Annotated in this window: 20 protein-coding genes and 1 tRNA gene; 17 read left to right on the forward strand and 4 right to left on the reverse strand. The window is 70.5% G+C overall.

What is annotated here, in order from left to right:
* The first annotated feature begins 26 nt into the window (after positions 1-26).
* Entirely contained in the window at positions 27-2,651 is a 2,625-nt protein-coding gene (locus AB0M43_RS17180; protein ID WP_363725595.1) for a right-handed parallel beta-helix repeat-containing protein, read from the forward strand.
* Positions 2,652-2,716: 65 nt separating this feature from the next.
* On the opposite strand, the gene AB0M43_RS17185 is transcribed toward AB0M43_RS17180, so the two are convergent.
* Complete coding sequence (locus tag AB0M43_RS17185; protein WP_363725597.1) at positions 2,717-3,367, reverse strand: hypothetical protein; 651 nt, start codon at positions 3,365-3,367, stop codon at positions 2,717-2,719.
* 90 nt (positions 3,368-3,457) lie between these two features.
* Here AB0M43_RS17185 and metG point away from each other — a divergent pair, with 90 nt between their 5' ends.
* The 7 genes from metG (at position 3,458) to AB0M43_RS17220 (ending at position 11,222) form a co-directional block, all read left to right on the forward strand.
* Complete coding sequence (metG, locus tag AB0M43_RS17190) at positions 3,458-5,224, forward strand: methionine--tRNA ligase (protein WP_363725599.1); 1,767 nt, start codon at positions 3,458-3,460, stop codon at positions 5,222-5,224.
* 194 nt (positions 5,225-5,418) lie between these two features.
* Positions 5,419-6,579, forward strand: coding sequence for a hypothetical protein (locus tag AB0M43_RS17195; protein ID WP_363725601.1), 1,161 nt, complete (start codon positions 5,419-5,421; stop codon positions 6,577-6,579).
* A 2-nt stretch (positions 6,580-6,581) separates the two neighbouring features.
* The gene (locus AB0M43_RS17200; RefSeq protein ID WP_363725603.1) at positions 6,582-7,442 is read left to right on the forward strand and encodes a TatD family hydrolase; all 861 of its coding nucleotides are present in this window, start codon (positions 6,582-6,584) and stop codon (positions 7,440-7,442) included.
* The gene (gene rsmA, locus AB0M43_RS17205) at positions 7,436-8,293 is read left to right on the forward strand and encodes a 16S rRNA (adenine(1518)-N(6)/adenine(1519)-N(6))-dimethyltransferase RsmA (RefSeq protein WP_363725605.1); all 858 of its coding nucleotides are present in this window, start codon (positions 7,436-7,438) and stop codon (positions 8,291-8,293) included. Before AB0M43_RS17200 ends, rsmA begins: the two co-directional genes overlap by 7 nt.
* The gene (locus tag AB0M43_RS17210; protein ID WP_363725607.1) at positions 8,290-9,231 is read left to right on the forward strand and encodes a 4-(cytidine 5'-diphospho)-2-C-methyl-D-erythritol kinase; all 942 of its coding nucleotides are present in this window, start codon (positions 8,290-8,292) and stop codon (positions 9,229-9,231) included. The genes rsmA and AB0M43_RS17210 overlap by 4 nt, the downstream gene beginning before the upstream one ends.
* The gene (locus AB0M43_RS17215; protein WP_363725609.1) at positions 9,228-9,401 is read left to right on the forward strand and encodes a hypothetical protein; all 174 of its coding nucleotides are present in this window, start codon (positions 9,228-9,230) and stop codon (positions 9,399-9,401) included. Before AB0M43_RS17210 ends, AB0M43_RS17215 begins: the two co-directional genes overlap by 4 nt.
* Complete coding sequence (locus tag AB0M43_RS17220) at positions 9,402-11,222, forward strand: ABC-F family ATP-binding cassette domain-containing protein (RefSeq protein WP_363725611.1); 1,821 nt, start codon at positions 9,402-9,404, stop codon at positions 11,220-11,222.
* 130 nt (positions 11,223-11,352) lie between these two features.
* Here the strand turns inward: AB0M43_RS17220 and AB0M43_RS17225 are convergent, their stop codons facing one another.
* Genes AB0M43_RS17225 through AB0M43_RS17235 form a run of 3 tightly spaced genes read right to left on the reverse strand, consistent with a single transcriptional unit; the run spans position 11,353 to position 13,459 of the window.
* Positions 11,353-11,811 carry a DUF4383 domain-containing protein gene (locus AB0M43_RS17225; protein WP_363725613.1) on the reverse strand — a complete coding sequence of 153 codons (459 nt, stop codon included), beginning with the start codon at positions 11,809-11,811 and terminating at the stop codon, positions 11,353-11,355.
* A gap of 45 nt (positions 11,812-11,856) precedes the next feature.
* Positions 11,857-12,456: a TetR/AcrR family transcriptional regulator gene (locus tag AB0M43_RS17230; protein ID WP_363725790.1), complete on the reverse strand. Its 600-nt coding sequence runs from the start codon at positions 12,454-12,456 to the stop codon at positions 11,857-11,859.
* 52 nt (positions 12,457-12,508) lie between these two features.
* Positions 12,509-13,459, reverse strand: coding sequence for an acyl-CoA desaturase (locus tag AB0M43_RS17235; protein WP_363725615.1), 951 nt, complete (start codon positions 13,457-13,459; stop codon positions 12,509-12,511).
* A 117-nt stretch (positions 13,460-13,576) separates the two neighbouring features.
* Here AB0M43_RS17235 and AB0M43_RS17240 point away from each other — a divergent pair, with 117 nt between their 5' ends.
* The 9 genes from AB0M43_RS17240 to cysD all read left to right on the forward strand — a co-directional run bounded on the left by AB0M43_RS17240 (position 13,577) and on the right by cysD (position 21,909).
* Positions 13,577-14,263 (forward strand): resolvase, encoded by a 687-nt coding sequence (locus tag AB0M43_RS17240; protein WP_363725617.1) that lies wholly within the window; start codon positions 13,577-13,579, stop codon positions 14,261-14,263.
* Positions 14,264-14,270: 7 nt separating this feature from the next.
* Positions 14,271-14,342, forward strand: a tRNA-Gln gene (locus AB0M43_RS17245).
* Positions 14,343-14,382: 40 nt separating this feature from the next.
* The gene (glmU, locus tag AB0M43_RS17250) at positions 14,383-15,813 is read left to right on the forward strand and encodes a bifunctional UDP-N-acetylglucosamine diphosphorylase/glucosamine-1-phosphate N-acetyltransferase GlmU (RefSeq protein ID WP_363725618.1); all 1,431 of its coding nucleotides are present in this window, start codon (positions 14,383-14,385) and stop codon (positions 15,811-15,813) included.
* Between the two features lie 219 nt (positions 15,814-16,032).
* Positions 16,033-17,016, forward strand: coding sequence for a ribose-phosphate diphosphokinase (locus AB0M43_RS17255; protein WP_363725620.1), 984 nt, complete (start codon positions 16,033-16,035; stop codon positions 17,014-17,016).
* Positions 17,017-17,431: 415 nt separating this feature from the next.
* Positions 17,432-18,019 (forward strand): 50S ribosomal protein L25/general stress protein Ctc, encoded by a 588-nt coding sequence (locus AB0M43_RS17260; protein WP_363725621.1) that lies wholly within the window; start codon positions 17,432-17,434, stop codon positions 18,017-18,019.
* Between the two features lie 64 nt (positions 18,020-18,083).
* Positions 18,084-18,671 carry an aminoacyl-tRNA hydrolase gene (gene pth / locus AB0M43_RS17265; RefSeq protein WP_363725623.1) on the forward strand — a complete coding sequence of 196 codons (588 nt, stop codon included), beginning with the start codon at positions 18,084-18,086 and terminating at the stop codon, positions 18,669-18,671.
* Positions 18,672-18,722: 51 nt separating this feature from the next.
* Positions 18,723-20,165, forward strand: coding sequence for a sugar transferase (locus AB0M43_RS17270; protein ID WP_363725625.1), 1,443 nt, complete (start codon positions 18,723-18,725; stop codon positions 20,163-20,165).
* Positions 20,165-20,968 carry a 3'(2'),5'-bisphosphate nucleotidase CysQ gene (locus tag AB0M43_RS17275; RefSeq protein ID WP_363725627.1) on the forward strand — a complete coding sequence of 268 codons (804 nt, stop codon included), beginning with the start codon at positions 20,165-20,167 and terminating at the stop codon, positions 20,966-20,968. Before AB0M43_RS17270 ends, AB0M43_RS17275 begins: the two co-directional genes overlap by 1 nt.
* A gap of 17 nt (positions 20,969-20,985) precedes the next feature.
* On the forward strand, positions 20,986-21,909 hold the full coding sequence (gene cysD, locus AB0M43_RS17280; protein ID WP_363725629.1) for a sulfate adenylyltransferase subunit CysD: 924 nt from the start codon (positions 20,986-20,988) through the stop codon (positions 21,907-21,909).

Below are 21,909 nucleotides of genomic sequence, written 5' to 3' on the forward strand. Positions count from 1 at the left end.
TCCACCACTCCTCAGGGAAGCCCCACGTGCGTAGACCCCTTCTCCTCGGCACCCTGGTCGTCGCGCTCACCGCGGGGGTGAGCGTGCCGGCCACCACCGCCAGCGCCGCGACGACCGACCTCTTCGTGAACAACACCGTCGCCTGCGCGGACACCGGGCCCGGCAGCCAGGCCCAGCCCTTCTGCACCCTGGCCGCCGCCGCTGCCGCCGTGACCCCGGGCGGGACGGTCCGCGGCACCGGCACCTACAACGAGCGGCTCACGGTCGTCTCCTCCGGCACCCCGGGCAGTCCGGTGACGTTCCGGGGCGCGAACCCGGACGTCGCCGACTTCTTCCTGACCGGCGACAAGGCCGGCGTCACCATCGCCGGCCAGCACGACGTGTCGATCGCCAACGTCCAGGTCACGGCCGGCGCGGGTGGACCCGCGGTGACGGTCGACAACGCCAGCCGGGTGACCCTCGACAAGGTCGCCGTGCGGCGGGACAACCTGGCTCCCGTCCCCGGGATCAGCCTGACGGGCGTGACGGACTCCTCGCTCGCGAAGGTCTCCGTCGCGGGCGCCCTGGTTCCCGCGATCAGCCTCGACGCGGCGACCAGCGGCGTCGTGGTGACCGGCGCGAGACTGACGCGGTTCGGCAACCACCGCCACGGCGGCATCGTCGTCCTCGGGTCCCGCAACTCCGTCCTGTACAGCACGCTCTCCGCCGCCCGGGCCGACGCGATCACGGTCGGGGCCGGTGCCACGGACAACGTCGTGGCCCGCAACAACGTGTACGAGACCGTGCGGCGCGGCATCGTCAACGCGGGCGCGACCGGCACCGCGATCACCAACAACACCGTGAACAGCGGAAACGAGACCAACATCCGGGTCGACGGCGCGTCCACCGGGGTGTCCGTGCAGAACAACGTCGTCCGCAGCACGGCCTGCGCGGCCTGCGACCTGCCGCAGGCGGACAAGGCGGTGATCGGGGTGTACGGCGACGCGGTGTCCGGCACCACCGTCGACTACAACACGGTGCAGCCCTCGGCCAACGGCCCGCGCTACGTCTGGGGCGCCACCCCGTACTTCTCGGTGGCCGAGTTCCGGGCCGCCTCCGGCCAGGGCGCCCACGACCGGGACTCCTCCGAGCCCTCCCCGAACTTCGACTCCGCCAACTCGGCCGCGCCCGGCTGGCAGCCCACCGACGCGGGCGGTCGGTCACCGGTGGACAACCCCGACGTCCCCAACACGGGCGCCGGCCCGTTCACCTACGCGGACCGGGGAACGTCGGAGATCTCGCTCGGGCCCACCGCCGCCCTCACCCTGACCAGCCGGCCCGACGCCGGGGTCGTCGCGGACGCCTCGGGGACGAAGCCCGGCTGGGTGCCGATCGTCTCCTACACCTTCGACTTCGGCGACGGGACCACCGTCACCCAGGCCACCCCGGTCGCGTCGCACACCTACGCCACCCGCGACCGCCACGACATCCGGGTGACCGTGACGGACGCCCAGAGGCTGGCCGCGTCCACCAGCAAGGGCTACGAACCCGGCGGGTACTACGTGCCGCTGGGCCCGGTCCGCGCGCTCGACACCCGGGCCGCGACCGGGACATCCGGCACGACCCCGGTGGCCCCGGGCGGCACCCTGACCCTGCAGGTCACCGGCCGCCTGGGCGTGCCGGAGACCGGTGTCACCTCGGTGACCATGAACGTGACGGCCACGCAGCCGACCCGGGACGGCTTCCTCACCGTGTACCCGCACGGGGGGAGCACGCCGAACGCGTCGAACCTGAACTGGGTGCCGGGCCTGACGGTGCCCAACCTGGTCGTGGTGCAGGTCGCCGACGGCAAGGTCGACTTCCGCAACACCAGCGCCGGTACCGTGCACCTCGTCGCGGACCTGGTCGGCTACCACACCACCGGCCCGGGGGCCTCCCACGTGCCCGTCCCGCTGACCCGGGTCCTCGACACGCGGGACGCGACCGGGACGACCGGCACGGCCCCGGTGGCCCCGGGCGGCACCCTGACCCTCCAGGTCACCGGTCGCGCCGGCGTACCGGACACCGGGGTCACCGCCGTCAGCCTGAACGTCACGGTCACCGAGCCGGGCAACGAGGGCTTCCTCACCGTCTCCCCGAACGGTCGGCCCCGGCCGAACGCGTCGAACCTGAACTGGAACCGGGGCGTGACGGTCCCGAACCTGGTCGTCGTCCCGGTCGTCAACGGCAAGGTCGACTTCCACAACACCAGCGCGGGTACCGTGCACGTGGTCGCCGACCTGGCCGGGTACCACAGCACCGGCGGGGGAGCGGTGTTCCACCCGGCGAGCCCCTTCCGGGTGCTGGACACCCGCGACGCCAACGGCGGCCGTGGGTCGCCGGTCTACCAGGGCGCCTGGACCAGCGTGAACCTCCGCTCCCTGGTCCCCGAGGGGACCACCGGGGTGTTTGTCAACGTGACGGTGACCGGCCCGACCGGGGACGGCTTCCTCACGGTCCTCGGCAGGTTCGGCTCGGCACCCACCGCTACGTCCAATCTCAACTGGCGTCCCGGCCAGACCGTCGCGAACCTGGTGTACGTCGAGCTGTCCGACGGAGACACGATCTTCATCAACACCGGCTCGGGCACCGTGCACGTCATCGCCGACGTGGTCGGCACGTACAGCGCCTGAGCGGGGTGCGGGAAGACGTCGCGGGCGGCGTCTTCCCGCCGGGAGTACCCGTCGAATGCTGGGGTTTACCAGGTCAGAGCGAGGTTTCCCAGCAGGAGCAGCAGGGGCGCGCCCAGGCTCAGCAGGAGCACCGTGACCCGGGCCCGGCCGTGCAGCCGCAGCGCGCCCGTGGCCCACGCGATGCCGGCCCCGCACAGCAGCAGCAGTCCGAGCCCGATCGACCAGCGCAGGTGCAGCCCGGCCGCGTCGCCGACGTAGGCGAACCGGGAGGTGCCGGAGACCATCCGGGCGGTGAGCTTGTCGCCGGTGCGGTGCTCGGCGTCGGCGGTGCCGGCGAGCGCGGCCTTCTCGACGCTGAACGCGGACGCGGCGAACCGGCCCTCGCACCGGGCGGCGAGGCCGTTGCCGGCGCACTCGGTGACGGTGAGGGTGCCGCGGTCGCCGTGACCGAGGGCGAGCCAGAACGGTTCGGCGCTGACCCAGGCGAAGAAGGCCGCGCACAGGGCGAAGACGACCAGCAGGGGCAGGCCGAGGGCGGGGCGGCGGCCGTCCTTGGGGGGCTTGATCCGGGCGCGGCGGGCGGGCTCGACGGCGCCGCTGGTGTCGGGCCAGAAGGCGTGGTCGACCTCCGGCGGCTCGGGTGCGGACTCGGGACGCATCCGCTGGGCGGGCGGTGCCAGGGCTTCCGCGTCGTCACCTGCGGTTATTCCGGTCATAGACATATTTGACCATTGTCTACGCTTTTGACGGGTGGGAACGGGGCGGCGTGTCGAAATTGGTTCCGGGCGACCAACTACGCTGGGCACATGAGTCACGTTCTCGCCGCGGTCGCCTGGCCCTACGCCAACGGTCCGCGCCACATCGGCCACGTATCCGGCTTCGGCATCCCGTCCGACGTGTTCAGCCGGTACATGCGGATGGCGGGCCACGACGTGCTCATGGTCTCCGGCACCGACGAGCACGGCACCCCGATCCAGGTGCAGGCCGACGAGGAGGGGCTGACGCCGCGTGAGGCGGTGGACAAGTACAACAGGGTGATCGTCGAGGACCTGCACGCCCTCGGCCTGTCCTACGACCTGTTCACCCGGACCACGACCGGCAACCACTACGCGGTGGTGCAGGAGCTGTTCAACGCGCTCGACGCGAACGGGTACATCGTCGCGCAGAAGGCGATGGCCGCGATCTCGCCGTCGACCGGGCGGGGCCTGCCGGACCGGTACGTGGAGGGCACCTGCCCGATCTGCGGCTACGGCAGCGCGCGCGGCGACCAGTGCGACAACTGCGGCAACCAGCTCGACCCGATCGACCTGATCAATCCGAAGTCGAAGATCAACGGCGAGGTCCCGGAGTTCCGGGAGACCGAGCACTACTTCCTGGACCTGTCCGCGTTCGCCGACGCGTTGGGCGAGTGGTTGGACACCCGCGAGGGCTGGCGACCGAACGTGCTGAAGTTCTCGAAGAACCTGGTCGAGGACCTGCGGCCCCGGGCGATCACGCGGGACCTGGAGTGGGGCGTGCCGATCCCGCGCGAGGGCTGGGACACCAAGCGGTTCTACGTCTGGTTCGACGCCGTGATCGGCTACCTGTCGGCGTCGATCGAGTGGGCCCGGCGTTCGGGTGACCCGGAGGCGTGGCGCCAGTGGTGGCAGGGGGCCGACAAGAAGGCCTACTACTTCATGGGCAAGGACAACATCGTCTTCCACTCGCTGATCTGGCCGGCGATCCTGCTCGGCTACGACGGCAAGGGCGCCAAGGGCGGCAAGCCGGGTGAGCTGGGCGAGCTGGGGCTGCCGACCGAGGTGGTGTCGAGCGAGTTCCTCACGATGGAGGGCCGCAAGTTCTCCTCGTCCCGCAAGATCGTGATCTACGTGCGCGACTTCCTGGAGCGCTACGACGCCGACGCGCTGCGGTACTTCATCGCCGTCGCCGGCCCGGAGACCAACGACACGGACTTCACGTGGACGGAGTTCCTCCGCCGCAACAACGACGAGCTGGTCGCGGGCTGGGGCAACCTGGTCAACCGGTCGGTGTCGATGGCGGCGAAGAACTTCGGCGCGGTGCCGACCCCGGGCGACCTGACCGACGACGACCGGGCCGTGCTGGAGATCGCCCGCGAGGGCTTCGGCAAGGTCGGCGCGCTGATCGGGCAGCACAAGCAGAAGGCCGCGATCGGCGAGGCGATGCGGGTGGTGGCCGAGGCGAACCGCTACCTCTCCGACCAGGCCCCGTGGAAGCTCAAAGAGGACAAGCCCCGGATGGGTACGGTGCTCTACGTCGCCCTCCAGGTGATCAGCGACTGCAAGACCCTGCTCGCCCCGTTCCTGCCGCACTCCTCCCAGCAGGTGCACGAGCTGCTCGGCGGGACGGGCGTGTTCGCGCCGATGCCCGAGATCCGGGAGGTCGCCGACCTCGACGGCGGGCCGACGTACCCGGTGCTGACCGGGGACTACGCGTTCCCCGCGTGGGAGTCGACGCCGCTGGTGGCCGGGGTGGAGCTGTCCGCGCCGACCCCGATCTTCAAGAAGCTGGATCCGTCCATCGTGGACGAGGAGCTGGCCCGGTTGGAGAGCTGAGCCACGCCGGCCGACGGGGGCCGCGCCGGCCGTCCGGCTGAGATCGACAGAAACGAGCCCGATCCGGTGGGTACCGGTCGGGCTCGTTTTTCCGTGTGTCGACACGCCGTGTGTCGCGGATAACGTACGGCGATCGAGAATTGTTTGCCTTCTGTTAACGCGCCGGTTGAGGGGTAAGCCCTAAGTTGGCGGGTATGACCCTGGTAGGTGAAGCTGCGCAGCGGACGGTGACGTTCGCGGGAAAGCAGTACCCTGCCGAGGAACTCGCCAGAGGAGCCGCATACGAGCTCTACCTGGACGGTCCCGAACCCGGCGCGCTGCCCAACCCCCGCCCGGGGGCCCGGCACCCGTTCCGGATGTTCGTGCACTCCTCGGAGGTACCGGGCGCCGAACCGTTCGACGCCCCTCTGACCGTTCCGTTGTCCAGGACCATGAGCTGGGAGAGTGTCCAACGCCTCTCCCAGACCCCGGGTGGGGACCTGCGCGCCGTGCGCGAGTCCGCGACCATCAAGTCGGGTACCCGCATGATCAAGCCGTTGAACGCGTCCCAGGTCGGCGCGTACCTGCGCCGCGGCGCGCTCCCGCACGGCTGCTGCTACCGAGAACACGACATCGCGCACCTGCGCACCCCCGCCGACCTGCGGTTCCTGGGCATCGAGGACGAGGACGCCGCCTACGCCCTGCGCTGGCGCGCCATCGGCCCCGAGGACTACGAGATCGCGGACCTGCCGGGGGTGATGGCCCTCCCACCGCACGAACGGGTCGGCCCGCCGCTCCTCGGCACCGGGTTCGCGCCCAGCAACAAGCACCTGGTGCCCGAGTTCGTGACCGCGGACCTGGCGGAGCTGCCGCTGCCCGCGTTCAGCGAACTGATCGCCTACCTGCCCGACGGCACCGAGGTGACCCTGTTCCACTTCGTGCCCGAGCAGAAGGCGTGGTCCCGGATGGCCGGGCCGCAGTGGCGCCGACTGCTCACCCCGATCGACGCGGACCAGGAGATGATCCCGGTACCCGACACGTTCGCCCGGCTCGTCGGGAGCTACCAGGGCGAGGTGAAGGAGGCCGTGGCCGACCCGCCCGGGGAGTTCCGGCTGCTCGCCAAGAACCGGGCCGCCCGGTACCCGGTCGAGTCGCTGGCCCGCCGGGATGTGCGCGGCCGGTGGCGCGGCATCGACGTACTCATCGTCGGGGCCGACAAGGACTGGCTCCGGGTCCGCCTGATCCGTCCAGATTCCGACTCGATCGTCCGGATCGGCGCCCGGTCCGCCGAGCGCTGCGTCTACGAGGCGTGGGCCCAGGGCAGTGAGCTGTCCGACGTCCGCGAGCACCAGACTCCGTACCGCCTATCCTGGTAGGGATGTCTCGATCCCACGCCCCAGAGCGCCCGCCAGCCCCGGAGCCGTTGCCGGTCCCGGTCCTGGACTCCCACACCCACCTCGACATCGTCGTCGACCGGCGGGGTGAGGCCGACGCGACCCTGGACCCCGACGGCCGGGTCCAGGCCGAGATCGACGCCGCCGTCGCCGTCGGCGTGCCCCGGCTCGTCCAGGTCGGTGTCGACGTGGCCTCCTCCCGGTGGGGCGCGCGGCTCGCCGACGCGTCCCCGCACGTCCTGGCCACCGTCGCCCTGCACCCGAACGAGGCCCCCCGCCTGGCGGACCTCGACGAGGCGCTCCGCGAGATCGAGGCCCTGGCCGCCCTGCCCCGGGTGCGCGGGCTCGGCGAGACCGGCCTCGACTACTTCCGGACCGGCGAGGAGGGCGTCGAGGCGCAGACCGCCAGCTTCCGGGCGCACATCGCGTTCGCCAAGCGGTACGGCAAGGCGCTCGTCATCCACGACCGCGAGGCCCACTCCGACGTGCTCAAGGTGCTCAAGGAGGAGGGCGCGCCCGACACCGTCGTGCTGCACTGCTTCTCCGGGGACGGCGAGTTCGCCCGCGAATGCGCCGACCAGGGCTTCTACCTGAGCTTCGCCGGCAACGTGACCTTCAAGTCCGCCGCGCACCTCCGCGACGCCGCGCTCGCCGCGCCGCTCGACCAGATCCTGGTGGAGACCGACGCGCCGTTCCTGACCCCGATGCCGTACCGGGGGCGACCCAACGCCTCGTACCTGATCCCGCACATCGTGCGCTTCCTCGCCGACCTGCGCGGCGTGTCCGTGGAAGACATGTGCGCCGCGCTCGGCGCCAACGGCGAGCGGGTGTTCGGTCAGTGGTAGACCAGCTGCTCGGCGCGGCGGACATCCGCCGGCTCGCCGCCGAACTCGGGGTCACCCCGACCAAGGTCCTCGGCCAGAACTTCGTGCACGACGGCAACACGGTCCGCAAGATCGTGGCGTCCGCCGGGCTCACCCCCGACGACGTCGTGGTCGAGGTCGGCCCCGGCCTGGGCTCCCTGACCCTGGCCCTGCTGCCCAACGCCGCCGCCGTGCACGCCGTCGAACTGGACCCGAAACTCGCCGCCGCGCTGCCGGGCACCGTCGCCGACAAGGCCCCCTCGCAGGCGGGGAAGCTCACCGTGATCACCGCCGACGCGCTGCGGGTCAAGGCCTCGGACTTCCCCTCGCCGCCGACGGCGCTGGTCGCGAACCTGCCGTACAACGTGGCCGTGCCCGTCGTGCTGACCCTGCTCGCCGAGCTGCCCAGCCTCGCCAAGGGCCTCGTGATGGTCCAGGCCGAGGTGGCCGACCGGATGATCGCCGGCCCCGGATCCAAGATCTACGGCGTTCCGAGCCTCAAACTCGCCTGGTACGCGAGCTCGCAGTGGGCCGGCCCCATCTCGCGCGCCGTCTTCTGGCCCGTCCCCAACGTCGACTCCGGGCTCGTCTCGTTCACCCGACGGGAACCGCCGCAGACCGACGTACCCCGCGCGGCCGTGTTCGCCGCCGTGGACGCCGCGTTCGGCCAGCGCCGGAAGATGCTGCGCTCCTCGCTCGCCGACTGGGCCGGCGGTGCCGCGCGGGCGACCGAGCTGCTGGAGGCCGCCGGGGTCGACCCGACCGCGCGCGCCGAGACCCTCACCATCCAGCAGTTCTGCGCCATCGCGGCGGCGAAGGTGGCGGCGGAGTGAGCCTCGCCTACGAGGAGAAGCCCGAGTTCGTGGCCTCCGGCTCCGTCCGGGTCCGGGTACCCGCCAAGATCAATCTGCATCTCGGGGTGGGGCCGCTCCGCGACGACGGCTACCACGATCTCACCACCGTCTACCAGGCCATCAGCCTCTACGACGACGTGCACGCCCACCGCTCCGACACCCTCGCGCTCACCATCGACGGCGAGGGCGCCGGCACCCTGCCCCTGGACGACGACAACCTCGCCGTCCGGGCCGTCCGGGCGCTCGCCGCGCACACCGGGCTGCCCGCGCACGCCCGGCTGCACATCACCAAGAGCATCCCCGTCGCCGGCGGCCTCGCCGGGGGCAGCGCCGACTGCGCCGCCACCCTCGTCGCCTGCGACGCGCTCTGGGGCACCGGCCTGTCCCGCGACGAACTCGCCAGCATCGCCGCCACCCTCGGCTCCGACATCCCGTTCCTCGTCCTCGGGGGCACGGCACTCGGCACCGGGCGCGGCGAACAGGTCAACCCGGTGCTCGCCGCCGGCACCTGGCACTGGGTCGTCGGCGTCGCCGCCGGCGGCCTGTCCACCCCCGCCGTGTACCGCGAGATCGACCGACTCCGCGAACTCGGCACCGCCCCCACCCCCGCCGGCAGCGCAGACCTGTTGCTCGCCGCGCTCCGCCAACCCGACCCGGAGGTCCTCGCCGCCGTGCTAGTCAATGATCTACAGGCGGCCGCCGTCTCGCTACGGCCCCCCCTCCGCGCCACCCTGCGCGCCGGCCTCGACGAGGGCGCGCTCGCGGCCCTCGTCTCCGGCTCCGGCCCCACGTGCCTGTACCTGGCGCGCGACGCCGAGCACGCCAACGCCCTCGCGGCGAGCCTCACCGGCCGCGGGGTGTGCCGCACCGTGCGCACCGCCCACGGGCCGGTCGCAGGGGCGCGGGTGACCTCATGAGGAACTCCACCCTGACCTCGGCCCCGGGCTTCGTCCCGGCCGTGGGCCGCACCCCGGTCGCCGGCCGCCCCCTGGTCCCGGGGCACCTCCCGGTTCCGGGGCGGGCCTCGGACGCCGGTCGTACCTTGACCTCGGCCGGTAACCCGGCCGTTCTCGGTGGGGTGGCGTAGATGGCGAACATCGTCAACCTCGACAAGGTCTCCAAGCACTACGCCGCCGGCCCGATCTTCGACGGCGTCTCCCTCGGCGTCGACGAGACCGACCGGATCGGCGTCGTCGGCCTCAACGGGGCCGGCAAGTCCACCCTGCTCAAGCTGATCCTCGGCACCGTCGAACCGGACGACGGCCGGGTCACCCGCCGCCGCGACACCCGGGTCACCGCCCTGCCCCAGCAGATCACCTTCGCCGAGGGGGTCACGGTCGGTCAGGTCGTCCTCGGTACCGGCTGGCTCGACGAGGGGTTCGCCACCGAGCACGAGTGGGCGTCCGACGCCGGGATCCGGGGCATCCTCGCCGGCCTCGGCATGCCCGGCCTGGGCCTCGACGCCGAACTCCGGACCATGTCCGGGGGCGAGCGGCGCCGGGTGGCCCTCGCCGCCCTCCTGATCCGCACCACGGACCTGCTGATCCTGGACGAGCCGACGAACCACCTGGACGTCGCCGGCATCGCCTGGCTCGCCGAGTTCCTCAACAACCGCCGGGGCGCGCTCCTGGTCGTCACCCACGACCGGTGGTTCCTCGACGCGGTCTGCACCCGGACCTGGGAGGTCGCCGACGCCCAGGTCCGCGCCTACGAGGGCGGGTTCGCCGCCTGGACCCTCGCCCGGATCGAACGCCAGCGCGTCGAGTCGACCCTGGAGGCCCGCCGGCAGAACCTGCTCCGCAAGGAGATCGCGTGGCTGCGGCGCGGCCCGCCGGCCCGGACGTCCAAGCCCAAGTTCCGGATCGACGCCGCCAACGCGCTGATCGCGGACGTGCCCCCGGTCCGCGAGTCCGTGTCCCTGCAGAAGATGGCCACCGCGCGCCTCGGCAAGGAGGTGTACGGACTCAAGGACACCACGGTGACCCTGGGGGACCGTACCCTCCTGAAGGGTGTCGACTGGAATGTCGGCCCGGGCGACCGGATCGGCCTGGTCGGCGTCAACGGCGCGGGCAAGACCACCCTGCTGCGGCTGCTGGCCGGCGTCTCGAAGCCCACCTCGGGCGAGGTGAAGATCGGCAAGACGGTGAAGACGGCGTTCCTGTCCCAGGAGCTCGCCGAACTCCCCGGTCACCTGCGGGTCATCGAGGCCGTCGAGGAGGTCGCCAAGCGGATCGTGCTCGGCGACAAGGAACTGTCCGCCGGTCAGGTCGCCGAGCAGTTCGGCTTCACCGACCGCCGGCTGTGGACCCCGGTCAAGGACCTGTCCGGTGGCGAGCGCCGCCGGCTCCAGCTCCTGCGCCTGCTCGCCGCCGAGCCGAACGTGCTCCTGCTCGACGAGCCGACGAACGACCTGGACACCGACACGCTGTCCTCGCTGGAGGACCTGCTCGACTCGTGGCCGGGCACGATCGTGGTCGCCAGCCACGACCGGTACCTGATGGAACGGGTCTGCGACCAGGTCTACGCCCTGATGGGCGACGGCAAGGTCACCCACCTGCCCGGCGGCATCGACGAGTTCCTCGTCCGGGTCAGCTCCGGGGTCGACGTGGGCGGCCGGCTCTCGGCGGTGTCCGCCGACATGCCGACCAGTGCCGGGGGCGGTTCCGCCGGCTTGTCGGGCGGGCTGTCGGCCGGTGAGGCGCGGGCCGGCAAGAAGGAACTCTCCCGGCTCGAACGGGCGATCACGAAGCTCGACCAGCGCGAGGAGAAGCTGCACGCGCAGCTCGCCGAGCACGCCACCGACTACGCGAAGATCACGGAGTTGCAGGCCGAGCTGAACGCGGTGATCGCGGAGAAGGAATCCACCGAGGAGCAGTGGCTGGCGCTCGCGGAGCAGTTGGGCGGGTAGGCCGGGCGGCGCGGGCTGGCCGGTCGGCGGGGCCAGCCCCGCCAGGACTGCGGCCCTACCCGTCGGCACGCGCGCGGAGACAGCGAAAGGCCCCCGGGGAGTCACTCCCCGGGGGCCTCTCACATCAGGACTAGTGCGAGTGCCGGAAGCTCTCCTCCGCGTCGGCCTCAGCGGGCGTACCCACGTAGCCGTACACGGCGGCGCCCATCAGCAGCATGCCCGCGCTGTACACGACGATCACGTTGGACATCGAGAAGCCCAGCACGTTGAGGTCGGTACGCAGGAACGCCAGCATCGCGGTGCCGATGATCAGGTGGATGGACGACAGCCACCAGTTGACCTTGACGTCGATGTTCCGTCCGACCACCGCGGCGAGCAGCCCCACCGCGCCGAGCACGATCGACAGCACCGAGAACGCCGGGTTCGCCTTCATGCCGAGCACCAGCTTCGTACCCGTCTGGGCGAAGAAGTCGAGGTCCGTGGTCTGGGCGAAGCCGATGATGCCGAACACCAGGAAGTACACGCTGACCAGGGCCGTGATGACCCTGTACACCGGGCGCAGGTGGTGGTTGACCGGAAAGTGTGACATCGTGCCCCTCTTCGTCTGAACGCTCCACCGGCATTCTCGCCTACGCTACCGGCGAGCGCCGCCCAGGGTCGGCTTGGCCTCGAGGTTGCTCAGCCCGTTCCACGCGAGATTGACCAGGTGGGCGGCCACCGCCTCCTTGCGCGGCTTGCGCACCTCCAGCCACCAGCGCCCGGCGAGGGAGACCATGCCGACGAGTGCCTGCGAGTACAACTCGGCGAGTTTGGGGTCGTAGCCCCGGCTCTTGAACTCGGCCGCCAGCACGTGCTCGACCTGGTGCGCCACGTCGTTGAGCACGCTGGAGAAGTTGCCGCTGTTCGAACCGACCGGCGACTCGCGGACCAGCACCCGGAAGCCGTTCGTGTCCGACTCGATGTAGTCGAGCAGCGCCAGGGCCGCCTGTTCGAGCAGCTCGCGCGGGTGCCCGCCGGTGAGGGCGTTGGTCACCCGGTTCAGCAGGGCGAGGACCTCCCGGTCGACGACGACCGCGTAGAGGCCCTCCTTGCCGCCGAAGTGCTCGTACACGACGGGCTTGCTGACCTTGGCCCGCGCCGCGACCTCCTCCACCGAGGTCCCGTCGAAGCCCTTCTCCGCGAACAGCTGCCGGCCGATCGCGATCAGCTGCTCACGACGCTGCGCCGAGGACATCCTCACCCGGCGCGGCGTCGTCGCCTTCGCATCCCCGCTGTCGACCACCTGGCTATTTAACACGCTTGGCGTCGAGGCGGTCGGCCTTGGGCCACTTCACGTTCGAGATCCAGCCCAGCTTCTCGAACACCCAGATCACCCGGGCGGACGTGTCCAGCTGGCCCCGGTCCACGCCGTGCCGCGCGCAGGTCGGGTCCGCGTGGTGCAGGTTGTGCCAGCTCTCGCCCATCGACAGGATCGCCATCGGCCAGAAGTTCGTCGCCCGGTCACCCTCGCGCATCTCGAACGGCCGGCTGCCGACCACGTGGCACACCGAGTTGATCGCCCACGTCGTGTGGTGCAGCAGGCCCACCCGGACCAGCCCGCCCCAGAAGAACGCGGTCAGCGCGCCCCACCACGACCAGGTGATCAGGCCGCCGATGACGCCCGGCAGCAGCAGCGAGGTGAAGATCAGCGGCACGAACAGCGCGTCCACCCGGCGGATGTCCTTGTCGGCGACCAGGTCGGGGGCGAAGCGCTCCCGGTTCGACAGCTCGCGGTGGAACAGCCAGCCGATGTGCGCGTGGAACATGCCCTTGGTCAGGCCCTTGAACGTCGAGCCGTACCGCCACGGGGAGTGCGGGTCGCCCTCCAGGTCCGAGTACTGGTGGTGCCGGCGGTGGTCGGCCACCCACTGGGTCGGGGAGCCCTGGATCGCCATCGAGCCGGCGACCGCGAGGGTGACGCGGAGCCAGCGCTTGGCCTTGTAGCCGCCGTGCGTGAAGTACCGGTGGAAGCCGACGGTGATGCCCCAGCCCGCGATGTGGTACATCACGATCGTGATCACGACGTCGGTCCAGGTCAGGCCCCAGCCCCAGGCGAACGGGATCGCGGTGAGCAGCGCCAGGAACGGGATCACGACGAAGGCCCACAGGCCGATGATCACTCCGGTGCCCTGGGAGCCCTCAGTCAGCGGTTTGGGGCCGCCCTGCTGCTGGTCCTGGGCGGTCGTCGACTGGGTCATACTGCCTCGCTCCACGTTCAGGGGGTTTCTTACCTACGCAACCGTAACCTACGGTCCCGTAGTTTCCCACCGCTCGACCGTGCCGACTTGTCCTACCCCGGGTGTACGTTTCCGTACATGCGTGCGAAGCCGGAGAGTCGGGAGCGGGCCCGTGAGTTGCGCATGGCGGGCGCGACCCTGTCGGAGATAGTGCGGGAGTTGGGCGTCGCGAAGTCCTCGGTGTCGACATGGGTGCGCGACGTTCCCACCGGGGCCGTCGAGGTTCGCCTCGGTGGCGAGGTGCTCGACCGGATGAAGGTGATGAGCGAGGCGCGTTGGGCCAGCCATGAGGAGCAGCGCTCGGCGGCGCGCAAAGCGGCCATGGCGAAGGGCGCGGTGGCCGCAACGGATCCGATGATCGCCGCCGCCGCCATCGCCTACTGGTGCGAGGGCTCGAAGTCCAAGCCCTGGCGGCGCTCCGAGCGGCTGACCTTCATCAACAGCGACCCAGGGCTGATCGCTTTGTTCCTCGGGTTTCTTCGCAGGAGCGGGGTCTCCGAAGACCAGATCAGCTACCGGCTGTCGATCCACGAGACGGCGGACGTGCCAGCGGCCACCCGGTGGTGGGCTGAGCGGGTCGGCGTCGTTCCAGAGCGGTTCGCCAACGCGACTCTCAAGCGGCACGTGCCGACAACTCGCCACAATACTGACGACCACTACCATGGCTGCCTGATCGTCGACGTCCGCCGAAGCCGCCAGTTGTACTGGTTCGTGGAGGGGGCGGTCCAGGCGGTCATAGCGGGTGTCGGGCGTTCGGTAAGGTAGGTCGGGATGGGGTATGGGGTAACGGCAGCCCGCAGGCCTTTGGTGCCTCGCAGTCCAGGTTCGAATCCTGGTACCCCAGCGAACCGGGCACCCCAGCCGTGACGAAATAGGGAGTGCTCGTGCGCAGGACTGTCATCGTTCTCGCTGCTGGTCAGGGCAAGCGGATGCGCTCGGCGCTCCCCAAGGTCATGCACCCCCTCCTCGGCAGACCCCTAGTCGGCCACGTCCTGACCGCCGCCGCCCCGCTCGACCCCGAGCACACGGTCGTCGTGGTCGGCGTCGGCGCCGAGGTGGTCACCGACTACCTCGCCACCGCCGTCCCGGGCGCGGTCACCGCGCTCCAGGAGACCCCCGGCGGCACGGGGCACGCGGCCCGGGTCGGCTTCGAGGCGGTCAAGGACGTCGAGGGCACGGTCGTGGTGCTGTTCGGGGACAACCCGCTGCTGCGCGCCGAGACGGTCGAGAAGCTGGTGGCCGTGCACGAGTCGAGCGGCGACGCGGCGACCGTGCTGACGGCCGCCCAGGAGGACCCGACCGGGCTGGGCCGGATCCTGCGGGACGCCGACGGCCGGGTGACCGGGATCGTCGAGGAGCGGGACGCGACCGCCGAGCAGCGCGCCATCCGGGAGATCAACAGCGGGATCATGGTGTTCGAGGCGGCGGCGCTGCGCGACACCCTGGGCGTGCTGACGGCGCACAACGACCAGGGCGAGGAGTACCTGACGGACGTCGTCGGGCTGCTCGTGGCCGCGGGGCGGACCGTGGGGGCGTACGTCGCGCCGGACGTGACCGAGACCTACGGCTGCAACGACCGCGCCCAGCTCGCCGACCTGCGGTACCTGCTGCGGGACCGGGTGAACCGGGAGCACATGCGCAACGGCGTGACCATGATCGACCCGGCGAGCGCGTGGATCGACGTGACCGTGACCCTGGAGCCGGACGTGACGCTGGAGCCGGGGGTCATCCTGCGCGGCGGCACCTCGGTGGCGGCGGGCGCGCTGGTCGGCCCGGACACGACGCTGGTGGACTGCGCGGTGGGCGCGGGCGCGACGGTGATCCGGGCGCACGCGTTGAGCGCGGTGATCGGGGCCGGCGCCCAGGTGGGGCCGTACGCGTACCTGCGGCCGGAGACCGTGCTGCACGAGCGCGCGAAGGTCGGCACGTTCGTGGAGACCAAGAAGACCACGGTGGGTACGGGGGCGAAGATCCCGCACCTGACGTACGCGGGGGACGCCACCATCGGCGCGAACGCCAACATCGGCGCGGCGACGATCTTCGTGAACTACGACGGGGTCAACAAGCACCACACCACGGTCGGCGAGGCGGCGTTCGTGGGCTGCGACACGAACCTGGTCGCCCCGGTGACGGTGGGCCCGGGCGCGTACGTGGCGGCGGGCAGCGTGATCTACAAGGACGTGCCGGCGGGTTCGCTGGGTGTCACGCGGGGCCAGCAGCGCAACATCGACGGCTGGGTGGAGCGGCGGCGCGCGGGAACCAAGTCGGCGGCGGCCGCGGCGGCGGCGAGGGTGAGCGCCGCGGAAGAGGGCTGACCTGCGGGTGCTCGCCCACCTGGGTAACTTGACGAACGGCCCCGATAGCACCTGGCGCAGCTGAATAATCGATGGCGTGAAGTTTGCCACGAGGTTCGGGTCGGCTTGGGATGGACGCCCGCGAGCGGCGATACTGGGCGTGAGTCCTAGCCGCACGTGGTGTCGCCACCACCGTGTCACCAATGCTGTGTCACTAACGAGCAGACAGGGTCGTACCCGATGGGCAGTATCGTCGCGGAGAACCGAAAAACACTGATGCTCTTCTCCGGCCGGGCGTACCCCGCGCTGGCCGAGGAGATCGGGTCGGAGTTGGGGATCAAGCCGACCCCGACCGACGCCTACGATTTCGCCAACGGCGAGACCTTCGTCCGGTACCAGGAGTCGGTGCGCGGTTCGGATGCCTTTGTCGTGCAGTCGATGACGACGCCGATCAACCAGTGGGTCATGGAGACCCTGATCATGGTGGACGCGTTGAAGCGCGGTTCGGCGAAGCGGGTGACCGTGGTCCTCCCGTTCTACCCGTACGGGCGGCAGGACAAGAAGCACCGGGGTCGCGAGCCCATCTCGGCCCGCCTGGTCGCGGACCTGCTCAAGACGGCCGGCGCGGACCGGATCCTGACGGTCGACCTGCACGCCTCGCAGATCCAGGGCTTCTTCGACGGCCCGGTCGACCACCTGTACGCGATGGACACCCTCGCGGACTACCTGTTGGAGAAGTACGCGGGCAAGCCCCTGGCGGTCGTGTCCCCGGACGCGGGCAGGGTGAAGGTCGCGGAGCGGTGGGCGAACAAGTTCGGCGGGGTGCCGCTGGCGTTCGTGCACAAGACGCGCGACCCGATGCTGCCCAACCAGGTGGTGGCCAACCGGGTGGTCGGGGACATCGAGGGCCGGGTCTGTCTGATCATCGACGACATGATCGACTCGGGTGGCACGATCTGCAAGGCCGCCGAGGTGCTGTTCGACAGCGGCGCGACGGACGTGGTGGTGGCGGCGACCCACGCGATCCTGTCGGACCCGGCGACGGAGCGGTTCAAGAACAGCCGGATCAGCGAGGTCGTGGTGACGAACACGCTGCCGATCCCGGCGGAGAAGCAGCTGGACAAGATCACGGTGCTGTCGATCGCGCCGATGGTGGCGCGGGCGATGCGCGAGGTCTTCGACGACGGTTCCGTGACAACCTTGTTCGGCGGCCTGTCCGGATAGCGAACACGTGGCGGGCGGGAGGTCGGGCGACCGGCACCCGCCCGCCTTTCGCATTCCGGGGACCGCGCGTCACAAGTACCCAAATGCACGATCTTTTGATGGTTACGAATGGGGCGGTGACCTGCGCGCGGCGGCCGGAGCCCAGGATGCCGCCGCCGATGTACGCCACGCGGCGGCCGAGCCCGGACACTAGGCCCGGCCCACCCAGTGTGGTAGGGCACCCGATTTAGTGGTCGGGGGGCCACTCCGGTAGGCTGGTGCGGTTGCCACGGCGAGGGTGCCCCTTCTGATGGGGGCTCCGTCATCGACGCGGTGCTCTGGGCGAGGACGTCCGTGCATCACGCCGCCGCGCCGGGCACCGCACACCGATGACATGTTCGCACAAAAGACCAAGCCCTTCCGGAGGAGTTCTCCCGTGTCCGAGGTCCGTATCAGCGCAGAGCCCCGCACCGAGTTCGGCAAGGGTGGCGCGCGTCGCACCCGTCGGGCCGGCAAGATTCCTGCCGTGCTCTACGGCCACGGTGAGGCCCCCAAGCACATCGCCCTCCCGGCGCTGGAGTTCAGCAACGCGATCCGTCGCGGCGGCATCAACCAGCTCTTCACCCTCGAGTCGACCGCCGGTGAGAAGATCCTGGCGCTCCCGAAGGCGCTGCAGCGCGACCCGATCCGCGACACCATCGACCACGTCGACATGCTGATCGTCAAGCAGGGCGAGAAGGTCACCGTCGAGGTCCCGATCACCTTCGTCGGCGAGGCCGACAAGTCGGGCATGGTCATGCACGCCCTGAACACGCTGTCGCTGAGCGCCGACGCCACCAAGCTGCCGGACAGCGTCGAGGTCTCCCTCGACGGTCTCGCGGTCGGCGACCACCTCACCGCCGGTCAGATCACGCTGCCGGAGGGCTCCGAGCTGATCACCGAGCCCGACACCCTGATCGTCAACGTCGTCGCCACCCCGAGTGCCGCTGACACCGAGGCCGCCGAGGCTCCCGCCGAGGCGTAGGTCTTTCGCGAACGTTCCGGCCCGGCTGATCATTCAGCCGGGCCGTTCCCGTTGAGGAGTGCGTGTGTCTGACGAGACGTTCCTGGTGGTCGGCCTGGGCAACCCGGGCAAGCAGTACGCGGGGAACCGGCACAATGTCGGCTTCATGGTCGCGGACCTGCTGGCGGGCCGGGTGGGCGCGAAGTTCGGCCGGCACGCGCGGGCCCCGAAGTCGGAGGTCGCCGAGGGCCGGGTGCGGCCGGGCGGGCCGAAGCTGGTGCTGGTGAAGCCGCTGACGTTCATGAACCTGTCGGGTCCGCCGGTGGCGGCGCTGGCCGGGTTCTACAAGATCCCGCCGGAGCGGATCATCGCGGTGCACGACGAGTTGGACGTGCCGTTCACGTCGCTGCGGATCAAGATCGGCGGCGGGGAGGGCGGGCACAACGGGCTGCGGTCGATGACCCAGTCGTTGGGGACGAAGGACTATGTCCGGGTGCGGTTCGGCATCGGGCGCCCGCCGGGCCGGCAGGACGCGGCCGATTTCGTGCTGAGTGACTTCTCCACTGTGGAGAAGAAAGAACTCGACTATTTCGTGGACCGTACCGCCGACATCGTCGAGGCCGTCGCCGACAATGGCGTCGAGTGGGCGCAGAATAATTACCACGCGGCGTGACCGTTTTACCCCTAATTCGTTACCACGGTAGGTGACATTGGGGGGAAGGCAATGGCGGTTGTTGAGCTGGATATCGCGACGGACCGTCGTGTCGCCGCGCCGTCGAGGGCGTGGGAGTCGCGTTATCTGCGCTATCTCCTGACGACCGACGTGCTCGTGGGGCTGCTCGCGGGTGGCGTGGCGTTCTGCCTGCGGTTCGGCGAGCGGATCACGGAGTACAACCTCTGGTATTTCGCGCTTTCCCTCGCCTTTCCCGTCGCCTGGGTCGCCGCGCTCACCCTGAACCGGGCCTACGAGAAACGCTATCTCTACGTCGGCACCGACGAGTACCAACGCGTATTCCGCTCCGGTCTCGGACTCACGGCCGGACTGGCCCTGATGGCGTACGCGTTGGAGATTCCGCTCGCCCGGAGTTATGTCCTGATGGTGCTGCCGTTGGCGACCGTCGCGGGAATTGTCAGCCGGTTCGGAGTCCGCAAGGGACTGCACATGTTGCGCGAACGCGGCCGGTGCCTGCGCCGGGTCGTGGTGGTCGGGCACAGTGTCGCGGTGGCCCAGTTGGCGGTGCAGCTGCGCCGGGAGGCGTACCACGGGCTGACCGTCGTCGGCGCGTGCGTGCCGTCGAGCCGGGACGCGATGCTGGCCGAGGTGCCGGTGTGCGGCACGTTCGACGACGTGGCCGGCGCGGTCGAGACGGCGGGGGCCGACACCGTGGTGGTGCTGTCCTGCCCGGAGATCGACGGCATCGCGATGCGCCGGTTGGCTTGGGAGCTCGAACGCGGCGACGTGGACCTGATCGTGGCCAGTTCGCTGCTGGACGTGGCCGGCGACCGGACCACGATCCGCCCCGTGGACGGGCTGCCGATGCTGCACGTGGAGCACCCGAACCTGGCCGGTACCCGGCGGTTCGCCAAGGAGCTGTTCGACCGGGTCGGGGCGTTCGCGATCCTCGTACTCATCGCTCCGTTGTGGATCGTGGTCGGGTTCGCGATCTGGTGGGGCGAGCCGGGCGCGCCGATGCTGTTCCGCCAGCTCCGGGTGGGCAAGCACGGCCGGCTGTTCGGGGTGTGGAAGTTCCGCAGCATGTACGTCGACGCCGAGGCCCGCAAGGCCGCCCTGGAGAGCGAGACCGGCGGCGTACTGTTCAAGATGCGCGACGACCCCCGGGTCACGCCGGTGGGGAAGTTCATCCGCCGGTTCTCGATCGACGAACTGCCCCAGCTGCTCAACGTGCTCGCGGGGGACATGTCGCTCGTCGGGCCGCGCCCGCCGCTGCCTGCGGAGGTGGCCGCCTACCCGGACGACATGCGCCGCCGGCTCGTGGTCAAGCCCGGCCTGACCGGGTTGTGGCAGGTCAGCGGACGTTCGGACCTCCCCTGGGAGGAAGCGGTCCGACTTGACCTGAGGTACGTGGAGAATTGGTCTCTGTCATTGGATCTGGTGATTCTGCTGCGTACACTGACTGCGGTGTGCCGCGCCTCGGGAGCGTACTGATGATCACTCCGGCTGGAGATGCCGCGTTCGCCCGCTGGTTGGCCAGGGCCGCCGGTGACGCGCTCCTCGCCCTGCGGGACGAGTTGGGCTTCCACGACGCCCTGATGCTGAAGAACGCGGGCGACAAGATCTCGCACGAGCTGCTGATGGGCGCCCTGGAACGCTGGCGGCCCGGCGACGCGGTGCTGTCCGAGGAGGGCGCGGACGATCCGGTCCGGCTCGGGGCCGACCGGGTGTGGATCATCGACCCGCTCGACGGCACCCGGGAGTTCTCCGAGGAGGGCCGCACCGACTGGGCCGTGCACGTCGCGCTGTGGCGGCGCGCGTTGTCCCGCCCGGGGCCGGGGGAGCTGGTCGCGGGCGCGGTCGGGATGCCGGCCCGGGGCATCATCCTCGGTACGGACACGCCGCCGGCCTATCCGCCGCTGCGCGCCGAGGGCGCTCCGGTGCCCGGTGCGGGCGCGGCCGGGACGCTGCGGATCGCGTGCAGCCGGTCCCGCCCGCCGGCCTTCCTGACGGCCCTGGCCGAGCGACTGGGGGCCGAACTGGTCCCGATGGGCTCGGCCGGCGTGAAGGTGTCCGCCGTGGTCACGGGCGAGGTGGACGCGTACGTGCACGCCGGCGGCCAGTACGAGTGGGACTCGGCCGCCCCGGTCGCTGTGGCCCGGGCCACGGGCCTGCATACTTCCCGGATCGACGGTTCTGTGCTGGACTACAACCAGCCTGACCCTAAATTGCCTGACCTGCTGGTCTGTCGTAAGGATCTTGCGCAGACATTGCTCGGTTCGCTTTCGTCCCTTTAATCTATCGGAGCACCTAAATGACCGAATTCCCTACCGCGCCAGTGGGTTATACGGTCACGCACCTCGACGCCCTGGAAGCAGAGGCGATCTTCGTGTTCCGCGAGGTCGTGGCCGAATCCGAGCGCCCCGTGCTGCTGTTCTCGGGCGGTAAGGACTCCATCGTCCTGCTCCGGCTCGCCGAGAAGGCGTTCGCCCCCGGCCGGATCCCGTTCCCGCTGCTGCACGTCGACACCGGGCACAACTTCGCCGAGGTGCTCGACTTCCGCGACCAGCGGGTCGAGGAACTGGGCAGCCAGCTCCTCGTCGCCAGCGTGCAGGAGGCCATCGACACCGGCCTCGTGGTGGAGCCGCCGTCGGGGATGCGCAACCCGATCCAGACCCCGGTGCTGCTCGACGCGGTCGAGAAGTACCGGTTCGACGCGCTGTTCGGGGGCGCCCGCCGCGACGAGGAGAAGGCCCGGGCCAAGGAACGGGTGTTCAGCTTCCGCGACGAGTTCGGCCAGTGGGACCCGAAGAACCAGCGCCCCGAACTGTGGTCGCTCTACAACGCGCGGGTCCAGCAGGGCGAGTCGATCCGGGTGTTCCCGCTGTCCAACTGGACCGAGCTGGACATCTGGCACTACATCGCCAAGGAGAACATCGGCCTGCCGTCGATCTACTTCGCGCACGAGCGCGAGGTGGTCGACCGCGACGGCATGCTGTACGCGGTGCACGACGTCCTCCCGGTGCGCGCCGGCGAGAAGCCGTTCAAGGAGCAGGTCCGCTACCGCACGGTCGGCGACGCGTCCTGCACGGCGGCCGTGAAGTCCGACGCCGACACCGTGGCCAAGGTGATCGACGAGGTCGCCTCCACTCGGATCACCGAGCGCGGCGCGACCCGGGGCGACGACCGGGTCAGCGAGGCAGCCATGGAGGACCGCAAGCGCGAGGGATATTTCTAA

The sequence above is a fragment of the Longispora sp. NPDC051575 genome (genome assembly GCF_040681875.1).
In the GTDB taxonomy this organism is placed as follows: domain Bacteria; phylum Actinomycetota; class Actinomycetes; order Mycobacteriales; family Micromonosporaceae; genus Longispora.